This window comes from Cellulomonas sp. P5_C6 (assembly GCF_054049635.1).
The window spans coordinates 1-11533 of sequence record NZ_JBFULZ010000128.1 but is presented as its reverse complement, the minus strand read 5'-3'; the positions used below and the strand labels follow the sequence as shown (position 1 = coordinate 11533).

The 11533-nt window shown below is 73.8% G+C and carries 9 protein-coding genes and 1 pseudogene; 3 read left to right on the top strand and 7 right to left on the bottom strand.

Annotation, left to right across the window (positions count from 1 at the left end):
- The 3 genes from ACXJKG_RS14335 to ACXJKG_RS14325 form a co-directional block, all read right to left on the bottom strand.
- A partial coding sequence (locus ACXJKG_RS14335) for an AAA family ATPase (RefSeq protein WP_456846419.1) occupies positions 1 to 1544 on the bottom strand: 1544 nt, incomplete at its 3' end.
- Complete coding sequence (locus ACXJKG_RS14330; protein WP_456846418.1) at positions 1544 to 2707, bottom strand: exonuclease SbcCD subunit D; 1164 nt, start codon at positions 2705 to 2707, stop codon at positions 1544 to 1546. The genes ACXJKG_RS14335 and ACXJKG_RS14330, both read right to left, overlap by 1 nt.
- 72 nt (positions 2708 to 2779) lie before the next feature.
- Positions 2780 to 3112: an STAS domain-containing protein gene (locus ACXJKG_RS14325; RefSeq protein ID WP_456846417.1), complete on the bottom strand. Its 333-nt coding sequence runs from the start codon at positions 3110 to 3112 to the stop codon at positions 2780 to 2782.
- A 147-nt stretch (positions 3113 to 3259) separates the two neighbouring features.
- Here ACXJKG_RS14325 and ACXJKG_RS14320 point away from each other — a divergent pair, with 147 nt between their 5' ends.
- On the top strand, positions 3260 to 3652 hold the full coding sequence (locus ACXJKG_RS14320; RefSeq protein ID WP_456846416.1) for a PPOX class F420-dependent oxidoreductase: 393 nt from the start codon (positions 3260 to 3262) through the stop codon (positions 3650 to 3652).
- A 3-nt stretch (positions 3653 to 3655) separates the two neighbouring features.
- Here ACXJKG_RS14320 and ACXJKG_RS14315 read toward each other — a convergent pair whose 3' ends face one another.
- On the bottom strand, positions 3656 to 4147 hold the full coding sequence (locus ACXJKG_RS14315) for an aminoacyl-tRNA deacylase (protein WP_456846415.1): 492 nt from the start codon (positions 4145 to 4147) through the stop codon (positions 3656 to 3658).
- 96 nt (positions 4148 to 4243) lie between these two features.
- Here ACXJKG_RS14315 and hrpA point away from each other — a divergent pair, with 96 nt between their 5' ends.
- Complete coding sequence (hrpA, locus tag ACXJKG_RS14310) at positions 4244 to 8446, top strand: ATP-dependent RNA helicase HrpA (RefSeq protein ID WP_456846414.1); 4203 nt, start codon at positions 4244 to 4246, stop codon at positions 8444 to 8446.
- Here the strand turns inward: hrpA and ACXJKG_RS14305 are convergent.
- The 3 genes from ACXJKG_RS14305 to ACXJKG_RS14295 are packed head-to-tail and all read right to left on the bottom strand — an operon-like array spanning position 8440 to position 11052.
- Positions 8440 to 9300 (bottom strand): hypothetical protein, encoded by an 861-nt coding sequence (locus ACXJKG_RS14305; protein WP_456846413.1) that lies wholly within the window; start codon positions 9298 to 9300, stop codon positions 8440 to 8442. The genes hrpA and ACXJKG_RS14305 overlap by 7 nt on opposite strands.
- A gap of 58 nt (positions 9301 to 9358) precedes the next feature.
- Positions 9359 to 10141 carry an ABC transporter permease gene (locus ACXJKG_RS14300; RefSeq protein ID WP_456846412.1) on the bottom strand — a complete coding sequence of 261 codons (783 nt, stop codon included), beginning with the start codon at positions 10139 to 10141 and terminating at the stop codon, positions 9359 to 9361.
- Positions 10141 to 11052 carry an ATP-binding cassette domain-containing protein gene (locus ACXJKG_RS14295; protein ID WP_456846411.1) on the bottom strand — a complete coding sequence of 304 codons (912 nt, stop codon included), beginning with the start codon at positions 11050 to 11052 and terminating at the stop codon, positions 10141 to 10143. The genes ACXJKG_RS14300 and ACXJKG_RS14295 overlap by 1 nt, the downstream gene beginning before the upstream one ends.
- An 81-nt stretch (positions 11053 to 11133) precedes the next feature.
- Here ACXJKG_RS14295 and ACXJKG_RS14290 point away from each other — a divergent pair.
- Positions 11134 to 11533, top strand: a pseudogene (locus ACXJKG_RS14290) (hypothetical protein); the annotation flags it as partial.

Below are 11533 nucleotides of genomic sequence, written 5' to 3'. Positions count from 1 at the left end.
GCGCGCAGGTCGCGCTCGACGCCCAGCGCACGGGTCGCGGCGGATCCCGCGGCCGCCCGCGCGTCGACGGCCTCGGCGCGCGAGTGCTCGGCCGCGGCCAGGTCGGCGTGCGCGGTGACGATCTCGAGGGCGGCCGCCAGCGTCGACTCGTGGTCACCCCTCGACGCCGCGCGCGCCCGGGCGATCTCCAGCTGGGCGAGCAGGTCGGCGCGAGCGGCCGGGCGGGCGGCGAGCCACGTGTCGTCGGCCGCGATCGCCGCGACGAGGTCGTCGATCGCGTGCCCGGCCTGGCGCACGGCCCGCCGACGCCCCTCGAGGCCGGCCTCGACCTCGACCAGCCGGCCGAGCGCCGCGGACGTCTCGACCGCCGAGCGCCCCGCGGCCTGCACGTGGACGCGCAGGTCAGAGCCGTTCGGCGGCGTGGCGATGTCGTCGGGCGCGCCGTCGAGCGCAGCGGTGAGCGTCTTGCGGGCGGCATCGAGGGAGGTCCCGGCACGCTCGGCGCCCTGCAGCAGCGGACGGACCGCGCGCGCCGCACGGGCCGCCGTCAGCTGCAGCACCGCCTCGGTGTTCATCTCGGCGGCGGCGTCCAGCGCCGCGCGCTCGGCCCGCAGGGTGTCGCGGCGGCGCAGCAGCGCGTCGGTGGCGGTCACCTGGTCGAGGTGCTCGCGGGCCGACTGCCGTGCCGCCTCCGCCGACAGCGCCGCGGCGCGCGCGGTCGCCGCCAGGCCGTCGAGCAGGTCGGTGCGCTCGGTGACCGCGGCCCGCACGGCGGACACCAGCCCGTCGTTGCGCAGGATCGCCGCCTCGATGGTCGAGCGGAGCTCCGCGGCCTCCTCGTCGGTCAGCCGCATGGCCCCGACCAGCCGAGACGTCCCGGACGTCAGCGCGGCACGAGCAGCCTCGCTGGCGCGGTCGCCCTCCCGCCGCATCTCCGCCAGCCGCTGCTGCAGCCGTTCGTACACCTCGGTGCCGAAGATCTTCTGCAGCAGGCCGCGCCGCTCCTCGGGCTTGGCCCGCAGGAAGTGGGCGAACTCGCCCTGCGGCAGGACGATCGTCTGCACGAACTGAGTGCGGTCGAGCCCGACGGCCTTCTGGATCTCGGCGCCGATCTCGTCCAGCCGGTTGCCCAGCGGGACCCCGACGGCATCGAGACCGGCCGGGTCCAGCTCCGCGCCCGCGGGGAGGCGCCAGGCCTTGACGGTCGCGTTCGCCGTAGTGGTGCCGGCCCCGCGCCGCTTCGCCCGCTGGTACGCGGGGGTGCGCCGGACCCGGTAGACGCCGGACGGGACCTCGAACACCAGGTCCACGACGCTCTCGGTGTCGTCCGGCGCGTACGCCGACCGCAGGCGCTCCTCGGAGGCCTCGCTGGACGCGACCTTGCCGTAGAGCGCGAAGACGATCGCGTCGATGAGCGTCGACTTGCCCGACCCGGTGGGGCCCTCCAGCAGGAAGAGCCCGGCCTGACCGAGCGCGTCGAAGTCGACCGTGTGGCGGCCGGCGAACGGTCCGATCGCCTGGACCGTCAGGGAGCGCAGGTGCATCAGGCGCTCCGCTCGATCGCCGCGACGTCCTCGTACGCGCGCCGCAGCACGTCGACCTCGGCCGCCGAGGGCCGGTGGCCGGTGACGTGGGCGAGGAAGTCGGCCGCCACGTCGAGCGGGTCGTGCGCCGCCGTGATGACCGCGGCACGAGGCGTGGTCGCCGACTCCGCCGCGCGGTGCTGCACGACGAGCGCGTGCGGGAAGCGCTGCTTGACACGGCGGTAGAGGTCCTCGGGCCGGTGCGCGTCGGTGACGGTCACCCGGGCCCACGAGTCGACGTGCTTCTCCCCCGCCGCACCGAGGAGGTCCTCGAGCGTGCCGGTGACGTCGGCCAGCCGCCGCGGGACGGGTGCAGCGATCATCGACGTGCGGACGGCGGACCCGGACAGGTCCACCAGGACGGTCGACTTCGCGTGGTGCTGCTCGGAGAACGAGTAGGCCAGCGGCGAACCGCTGTAGCGCAGGGTGGTCCCCTCCGGACCGGTGAGGCCCTGCGGGCCGTGCAGGTGGCCGAGGGCGACGTAGTCGGCGCCCTCGAACACCCCGGCCGGCACCTGGTCGACCCCGCCGACCCGGATGTCCCGCTCGGACTCCGTGGGGGCGCCGCCGATCACGAACGCGTGCGCGGCGACGACCGACCGCGGCCGTGCGGACCCGCCGCGAGCCGCCAGGTCGGCACGGATCCGCCGCATCGCCGCGGCAGCAACGGCCTCGTGCGAGCGGGCCAGCGGCTCCGGGCCGTCGGCCAGCTGGACCCGGGCGAAGTCGGGGTCGAGGTAGGGGATCCCATAGACGAGCACGTCGCCGTCGTCGTCGGCAAGCACCACCGGCTCCGCCAGCCCGGCGACCTGCGTGCGGAGCCGGACCCGGTCCCGCATGAGCGCCGAGCCGAAGCCCAGGCGGGTGGCCGAGTCGTGGTTGCCCGACGTGACGACCACGGTGGTGTGCTCGGCCAGCCGCGCGAGGGTCTCGGACAGCAGGGTCACGGCCTCGACCGGCGGGATCGCCCGGTCGTACACGTCCCCCGCGACGACCACCGCGTCCACGTCCTCGGCGCGCACGACATCGACCAGGTGCTCGAGGTACGCCGCCTGGTGGTCGAGCAGATCGACCCCGTGCAGCGTCCGGCCCAGGTGCCAGTCCGACGTGTGCAACAACCGCATGCCGCGAACGTAAACCAGGCCACTGACACACCGTCCGACGCGGGCGGGGTGTCGGTCACACCGGTCGACGGGTCAGACCGTCGAGGGCAGCTCCCCGGACAGCCCGACCATGTCGAGCACGTCGCGCAGCACCCGGTGCGGGTCGCGCAGGGAGACCGGGATGCCCGCCTCGGCGGCGGCGAGGTGCAGCTGCAGCACGAAGGCGATGCCCGACGAGTCGATGAAGGTGGCCCGCGTGGAGTCGACGACCACGGGGTTGCCGTTCACCAGGGCCAGGCCCATGCACGCGCTGGCCTCGTCACGCAGCGCGGCGTCGATCTCCCCCATGAGGACGATCACCGTGCGGTCGTCCTGGGCCTCGACCTGGATGGTCCCGGCCGCGGCCGAGTGCTCGAACAGGTCCATCGCTCCTCAGTTCCGTTCCCCCGCCGGTGCCGGAGCTGCATTCCGGCGCGATGACGTTACCTGCCCGCACGGGCCTCGCCATCCGAGATGTGAAACGGACACCCCCTCGCCCAGGTTCCCGTCGGCGGCCCGGGCTAGCCTCGGCGCATGGCCACCACCGAGCTCCCCGCCAGCCACGCCGACCTGCTCGAACGCCCCCTGTTCGGGCACCTCGCGACGGTCGCGCCGGACGGGTCACCGCACAGCAGCGTCATGTGGTTCGTCTGGGACGGCGAGGTGCTGCGGTTCACGCACACGTCGACCCGGCAGAAGTTCAAGAACCTCCAGGTCGAGCCCCGCATCGCCCTCTCGATCCACGACCCGGAGGACGGGTACCGGTCGCTCGAGGTGCGCGGTGTCGTCGAGTCGACGGTGCCCGACGACGAGGTGGCCAGCTTCTACAAGTCCCTGCAGGAGCGGTACGGCGAGGACTACGAGATCAAGGACGCGTACAAGCGGGTCATCCTCACCGTCCGGCCGACGACCTTCGTCGTGAAGTAGCCCTCAGGCCTCGGGGTCGGTGACGTCCGAGACCGTCGCGACGAGCGCACGCACCAGCTCGGCCCCGTCCACGTTCGCGGCGACCCCGTGCGCGCCGGCCCCGATGGACACGGTGCGCGACGGCACCCGCGAGTCGGCGACCACAGGCCACTCGACCAGCGAGCCGAACGGCGTGATCGTCCCGCGCTCGTAGCCGGTGACCTCCTTGGCGGTCTCCGCGTCCGGCATCGACAGCCGCGTCACGCCGAGCAGCGCGCGCAGCTTGGGCCAGGAGATGGTCCGGTCCCCCGGCACCAGCACGAACAGGAAGTCGTCGTCCCCGCGGCGCACCACGATGGTCTTCACGATGCCGGCGGGGTCGATGCCTCGCGCCTCGGCCGCCTCGGCCAGGGACCGGACGGGTCCGTGCCGGGTCACGTCGAACTCGATGCCCGAGGCCTCGAGGCCCGCGATCGCGCGCCGCTCCCCCTCGCTCGGTGCGGCTGCGTCGCTCATGCGGGCCACTGTAGGACGAGGGTGGCGCGCCGCATCGTGGGCGCTCCGACGAATCAGGAAGCGTCCCGCGCCACCGACCTGGGAGACTGGACCGTCGTGAGCACGCCGTCCCCCGCCCCCGCCGACCCGCACGGGTCCGGAGACGGGCGACCCCGCGGGGGCTCCCGACGCGGCCGCGGCCGCCGCAAGCCCCCGGCGCGGACGGGGGCCGAGGGTCAGACGGCCGGTCGACGGTCGTCGGGTCGCGACGACGCGGGCCGCATCGCCGCACGCCGCGCGCGGGCCGCCGAGGTCCGCCGTGCCGTCGAGCTCCCGCCGATCGTCTACCCCGAGCAGCTCCCGGTCAGCGCGCGCCGCGACGAGATCGCCGACGCACTGCGCGACCACCAGGTCGTCGTCGTGGCGGGCGAGACGGGGTCCGGCAAGACGACCCAGATCCCGAAGATCGCCCTCGAGCTGGGCCGGGGTCGTGCCGGCCAGATCGGCCACACGCAGCCCCGCCGGATCGCCGCACGCAGCGTCGCGGAGCGCATCAACGAGGAGCTGGTCGGCGACCAGCCGCTGGGTGGCGTCGTCGGCTACCAGGTGCGGTTCACCGACGAGTCGAGCGAGTCGACGCTGGTCAAGGTCATGACCGACGGCATCCTGCTGGCGCAGATCCAGCGCGACCCGATGCTGTGGGCCTACGACACGCTCATCATCGACGAGGCCCACGAGCGGTCCCTGAACATCGACTTCATCCTCGGGTACCTCACCCGGCTGCTCCCCCAGCGACCGGACCTCAAGGTCGTCATCACGTCCGCCACGATCGACTCGGACCGGTTCGCGCGGCACTTCGCCTCCGCGGACGGCGCGCCCGCCCCGGTCGTGGAAGTCACCGGCCGCACGTACCCGGTGGAGATCCGCTACCGCCCGCTGTCTCCCGACGTGGAGGAGGGCGCGCCCGCTCCGAAGAAGCGCGGCGCCGAGGACCGCGACCCGATGACCGCCATCTGTGAGGCCGTCGACGAGCTCTGCCTCGAGGGTCCCGGCGACATCCTCGTGTTCCTCTCGGGCGAGCGCGAGATCCGGGATGCCGAGGACGCCCTGCGTGGCTCGCTCGGTCCGCGCGTCTCCGATCCCCGCACGCCGGGCGCCGTCGAGCTGCTCCCCCTGTACAGCCGGCTGTCGGCCGCCGAGCAGCACCGGGTGTTCGAGCGGCACCAGAACCGGCGGGTGGTCCTGTCCACCAACGTCGCCGAGACCTCCCTGACCGTCCCCGGCATCCGGTACGTCATCGACCCCGGGACCGCGCGCATCTCGCGGTACTCCAAGGCCACGAAGGTCCAGCGGCTGCCCATCGAGCCCATCTCGCAGGCGTCGGCCAACCAGCGGTCCGGGCGCTGCGGGCGCGTGGCCGACGGCATCGCGATCCGGCTCTACTCGCAGGACGACTTCGACGCACGCCCTCTGTACACCGAGCCAGAGATCCTCCGTACATCGCTGGCGTCGGTGATCCTGCAGATGATCGCGGTGGGCGTCGCGACCACGCCGGAGGACATCGGCGAGTTCCCGTTCGTCGATCCGCCCGACACCCGCGCGGTCCGCGACGGCGTCCAGCTGCTGACCGAGCTGGGCGCGCTGGGGGACGGTCGGCTGACCGAGACGGGCCGCGCGCTCGCGCAGCTGCCCATGGATCCCCGGCTCGCGCGGATGATCGTCGAGGGCGGCCGTCGCCAGGTCGCGCGCGAGGTCATGATCATCGCCGCCGCCCTCTCGATCCAGGACCCGCGGGAGCGGCCGGTGGAGGACCGCGAGAAGGCCGACCTGTCGCACGCCCGGTTCGCCGATCCCACCTCCGACCTGCTCACCTACCTCAACCTCTGGCACTACCTGCGCGACCAGCAGCGCGACCTCTCGGGGTCGGCGTTCCGGCGGATGTGCCGGTCCGAGCACCTCAACTACCTGCGCATCCGCGAGTGGCAGGACGTGGTCACGCAGCTGCGCGAGCTGGCCAAGCCGCTGGGCATCGTGGTGAACGCCCCGAAGCAGACGGAGCACGACGAGGGCCTGCGGCTCGAGTGGGACGGCGACCGGATCCACGTCGCGATCCTGGCCGGGCTGCTCTCGCAGATCGGGATGCAGGAGGCCACCGAGGTCTCGACGCGGGCGAAGACGCCCGGACGGCCCGACCGGCGCGGGCGCAACGAGTACCTCGGTGCGCGCGGCGCACGGTTCGCGATCTTCCCCGGCTCCGGCCTGGCCCGGAAGCCGCCCGCCTGGGTCATGGCCGCGGAGCTGGTGGAGACGTCCCGCCTGTGGGGCCGCGACGTCGCGCGCATCCAGCCGGAGTGGGCCGAGGAGGTGGGCGCGCACCTGGTGAAGCGGACCTGGTCGGAGCCCGCGTGGTCGACCCGGCAGGGTGCGGCGACGGCCTTCGAGAAGGTGCTGCTCTACGGCGTCCCCATCGTCCACCAGCGCCGCGTGCTCTACGCCAAGGTCGATCCCGAGCACGCCCGGGAGCTGTTCGTCCGGCACGCGCTGGTGCAGGGCGAGTGGACCACCCACCACGCGTTCTTCCACGAGAACCGCCGCCTGCTCGCGGAGGCCGAGGGGCTCGAGGCCCGCGCCCGGCGCCGCGACCTGGTAGTCGACGACGACACCCTCTTCGCGTTCTACGACGAGCGCATCCCCGACGACGTCGTCTCGAGCCGGCACTTCGACCAGTGGTGGAAGACCGCGCGCCGCGAGCACCCGGACCTGCTGACCTTCACGCGCGAGCTGCTGGTGGGCGAGGCCGGCGCGATCGACGAGGGTGCGTTCCCGTCGCGCTGGCCGCAGAGCGACCTGCGGCTGCCGCTGACCTACCAGTTCGAGCCTGGTACAGAAGCCGACGGCGTCACCGTACACATCCCCTTGTCGACCCTCGCGCGGCTCACGCCGGACGGCTTCGGCTGGATGGTGCCGGGCCTGCGCGAGGAGCTGATCACCGCGACCATCCGTGCGCTGCCCAAGCCCGTGCGCGTGCAGCTGGTCCCCGCGCCCGACGTCGCCCGCGGCGTCGGGGCCTGGATCGCGCAGAACACGGCGGACTGGGAGGACACCGTCCGCGCGGGTGACGCGGCGCCGTCGTTCCGCGAGGTGTTCCGTCGTGCGGTGCGCGAGCTGCGGGACGTCGACGTGCCGGACGACGCGTTCGACGACGACCGGCTGCCGCCCCACCTGCGCATGACGTTCCGGGTGGTCGGCGACCGCGGGGGAGTGGTCGACGAGGGCAAGGACCTGCTCGTCCTGCAGCGCCGCCTGGCCGACCGCACGCAGAAGGCGGTCGATGACGCCGTCCGCACGGCGGTCCGGGCGGCGATGGAGGAGGCACGTGCGGCGGGAGCGGGYGGTGCCGGCACGTCGGAGGCCGCTCCGGGTGCGTCCCCGGAGCCGGCGCGCCCACCCGTGCCACCGGCACCGCGGGTCGACGTCGTCCGCACGGGGCTCACCACCTGGCCCGCCGACCTGCCGGAGCTGCCCGAGGTCGTCGAGGTCGGACGCGTCCGTGCCTTCCCGTCGCTGGTCGAGGAGAAGGGGACCGTCGCCGTGCGCGCGCTGGCCGACGAGTCCGCCCGCCCGGACGCGGCCCGCCGAGGCCTGCGGCGGCTGCTKCTGCTCGACGTCGGCCTGACCACCGGCCGCATCACGTCCCGCTGGACGGGCACGCAGGCCCTCACGCTCGCCGCGAGCCCGTACCCGAGCACGGAGGCGCTGGTCACGGACGTGCAGCTGGCCGTGATCGAAGGCCTGCTCACCGCGCCCGCGTGGACGGTACGCACGCTCGACGCGTACACCGCGCTGCGCACCGCCACCCGCGGCCGGCTCGAGGACTCCGTGCACGCGGCCGTCGGCGACCTGGTCGCGGTGCTGACCGCCGGGCGGGAGCTGGACGGCGAGATCCGCGACCGGTCCAGCCTGGCGCTGCTGGCCACCGCCCAGGACATCCGGTCCCAGGCGGCCCGCCTGGTCCACGACGGGTTCGTGAGCGAGGTGGGCACCGCCCGCCTGCCCCACCTCGCCCGCTACCTGCGCGCGGCCCGGCACCGGCTGGTCAAGGCCGCCGAGAACCCGCAGCGCGACGCGGACCTCGCCTGGCAGGTGCAGGACGTCGAGGCGCTCTACGACGACGCCGTCGCCAAGCACCCGCGGGACCCGGAGCTGCGGGAGCTGCGCTGGATGCTCGAGGAGCTGCGTGTCAGCCTGTTCGCGCAGCAGCTGGGCACGCCGACGCCGGTGTCCACCACCCGCATCAAGAAGGCCCTCGCCGCCTACTGAGGCTCGACCGGTCCGTCCTCGCCGGCCACGAGGTCGCCGCAGGTGACCTGCTGCGCGGTCGTGACCACGGGTTCGTCGGCGGCCGCACCGACCGCCACCTGCTCCGGGGCGGCGTTGGTGGCGTGCCGGCCGTCCGCGTCCAGGTCCACGAACGTCCTGGTCACCGTGTAGTTCTGGTCGGCGTCCTGCACCGCGTTGAGGCCCGCGAGCCGCAGCGCGCCGCCGCTCTGGGTGCAGCCCACCCCGGTGCCGGCGCCGGCGAAGCCGAGGTCGAACGTGTACGGCTGGCCCTGCGCGTTGGCGACGGGCGTCACGGCGCACCCGGCCAGCGAGTAGACGAGCGCCTCACGGCTGAGGTCGACGAGCGCGATCGGGATGCCGTCGCTCTGCACGCGGTTGACGATCGCCGAGGCCGCGACCGGGGACGCGGAGTCGATCGTCGTCGAGAAGGTCGCACCGGACGCCGTGGTGATGCCGAACTCACGACCGGCGCCGGGGCTGAGCCACGCCTGGTCGGGGCGACCGTCGCCGTCCACGTCGATCACCGTCACGACGTCCGCGCCGGCGGGAGCGGTGGCGCTGTTCGGTGCACAACCGGCGGAGGGCGACGATGCTGTGGGCTCCGGCGCCGCGGAGGTCGCCGTGGGAGTCGGAGCCGCCGAGCTCTCCGAGGCGCTAGGCGACGTCACGGGCGGCGGCGTCTCGTCGTCCCCGTTCAGGACGAGCGCCACGATCACGACGATCGCGACGGCCAGCAGCACCGCGAGCGCGATGATCCAGCCGCGGCGGGACGGCGTCGTCGGGTCGGTCGGCTCCGGGGCGCCGGTGGGCGGGAACGGGGACGGATCGGTCATAGGACCGGTCTACAACAGGAATGCCGCGGGCCGCGACGACCCGCGGCAGTCCGGCCGATCAGTCCCGGCGACGGAACAGCAGCGCGGCCCCGACGCGGCCGGCCACGAAGATCCCGACGCACCAGAGGATGGCCGACGGTGCCGAGTCGCCGACGGGCGTCCCGAGCAGCAGGCCGCGCACGGTGTCGGTGATCGGCGTGATCGGGTTGTAGGTCGCGATCGTCTCCAGCGCCGACGGCATCGACTCGGTGGGCACGAAGGCGCTCGACACGTAGGGCACGAACAGGATCGCGAACGTGAACCCGCTCGCCGCCTCGGGCCCGGACGCCACCAGGCCGATCGCGACGGCCACCCACGTGAGCGCCAGGACGTACAGCGCGATGAGCCCGATCGCCGCGGCCCACTCCAGCGCCGTCGCGTCGGGGTCGAACCCGACCAGGAAGGCGACGCCGATGACCAGCGCGGTCGACACTGCGTTGCGCACCATGCTGGCCACGACGTGCCCGGTGAGCACCCCGGTGGGCCGGATGGGCAGGGACCGGAACCGGTCGATGATGCCGCCGGTCATGTCGTTGGCCACGTCCACGGCGGTGTTCGCCGACCCGTACCCGGCCGTCAGCAGGATGATCCCGGGGACGACGAAGTCGACGTACCCGCCCCCGCTGTCGATCGCGCCGCCGAACACGTAGACGAACATGAGCAGCAGGGACACGGGCAGGATCACGGCGAGCAGGATCGTGTCCATCTGGCGCAGCGAGCGGCGCAGGCACCGGTCGATCAGCGCGGTCGAGTCGTGCAGGGACCAGCCGAGGGCGGGGGGCTGCGGGGCGAGCGTGGTCATCAGGACTCCCGGGCGGTGACGAGGGCGGGTGCGGGCTCGGGCTCGGTGGGCCGGCCCGTCAGCGTGAGGAAGACGTCGTCGAGCGTGGGGGAGCGGATCTCCCAGGTGTCGACGGCGACGCCGCGGCGCTCGATGTCGGCGAGGATCCGCCGCACGTCCGGCACGGAGCCGTCGGTGAGGATGCGCTCCTCGGCACCGTCGGCCAGGCGCAGCTCGACGTGCGCCGACCCGACCGCCCGCTTGAGCTCGGGTGCCGTGCCGTTCGCGATGACCCGGCCGTTGTCCATGACGGCGACCCGGTCGGCCAGCTGGTCGGCCTCCTCCAGGTACTGCGTGGTCAGCAGGACGGTGGTGCCCTCGGCGACGACGTCCCGGATGACGTCCCAGAGATCGTTCCGGCTGCGCGGGTCGAGCCCGGTGGTCGGCTCGTCGAGGAACACCACCTGCGGCCGGGCCAGCAGGCCCACCGCGAGGTCGAGCCGGCGACGCATGCCGCCCGAGTAGGTCTTCACCACGCGGCCGGCGGCGTCCGTGAGGTCGAACAGCTCGAGCAGCTCGGCGCTGCGGGTGCGCACCTCCGCCCGGCCCAGGTGCGCCAGCCGGGCCATGAGGTGCATGTTCTCGACGCCTGTGAGCAGGTCGTCGACGGCGGCGAACTGCCCCGTGAGGCTGATCGCCGCCCGCACCTCGGCGGGCTGGCGCACCACGTCCTTGCCGGCGACGTGCGCGGAGCCGCCGTCGGGCCGCAGCAGCGTGGCCAGGATGCGCACGGTCGTGGTCTTCCCGGCGCCGTTGGGACCCAGGAGGGCGAGCACCTCGCCCCGGGCGACATCGAGGTCGACGCCGTCGAGCACGGTCAGGTCGCCGTAGGACTTGCGGAGCCCCCGGGCGACGACGACAGGAGCAGTCATCGCGATCTCGCTTTCTGTGTATGGCGTAAACTGTGTGTGTATTTCATACACACTTGTAGGATCGACCGTCAAGGAGGTGCCGTGGCGCACGACGAGGACGTAGTGGCCGACGAGGGCCGTCGCGAGGCCGACGCCCTGCGTCGCGACCGGGAGAAGGCGGCGCGCGCGGAGGCGAAGGAGGCCGACCGGCTGCGTCGCGACCTCGAGCGCGCCGACCGCGATGCCGAGCGGGAGGCGCAGAAGGGGGCCGACCGGGTCCGCAAGGAGGCCGAACGGGTCGAGCGCGACCGCCTCAAGGCCGAGCAGGACCTGGCCCGTGAGGCGGAACGTAGGCGGACCGAGCGCGAGCGGGAGGCGCAGCAGGCGGTCCGGGAGGCCGCCAAGCAGCTGCGCGAGGCCGAGAAGGCGCAGCGCGCCGCCGCCCTCGCCCAGCAGCAGGCGGCGCGGGTGGCCGAGAAGGCCCGGCGGCAGGCCGTGCGGG

Bases quoted from the DNA above. Each gene is read 5' to 3' on its own strand.
- ACXJKG_RS14330 (WP_456846418.1), bottom strand. From the start codon at position 2,707: ATGCGGTTGTTGCACACGTCGGACTGGCACCTGGGCCGGACGCTGCAC.
- ACXJKG_RS14325 (WP_456846417.1), bottom strand. From the start codon at position 3,112: ATGGACCTGTTCGAGCACTCGGCCGCGGCCGGGACCATCCAGGTCGAG.
- ACXJKG_RS14320 (WP_456846416.1), top strand. From the start codon at position 3,260: ATGGCCACCACCGAGCTCCCCGCCAGCCACGCCGACCTGCTCGAACGC.
- ACXJKG_RS14315 (WP_456846415.1), bottom strand. From the start codon at position 4,147: ATGAGCGACGCAGCCGCACCGAGCGAGGGGGAGCGGCGCGCGATCGCG.
- ACXJKG_RS14305 (WP_456846413.1), bottom strand. From the start codon at position 9,300: ATGACCGATCCGTCCCCGTTCCCGCCCACCGGCGCCCCGGAGCCGACC.
- ACXJKG_RS14300 (WP_456846412.1), bottom strand. From the start codon at position 10,141: ATGACCACGCTCGCCCCGCAGCCCCCCGCCCTCGGCTGGTCCCTGCAC.
- ACXJKG_RS14295 (WP_456846411.1), bottom strand. From the start codon at position 11,052: ATGACTGCTCCTGTCGTCGTCGCCCGGGGGCTCCGCAAGTCCTACGGC.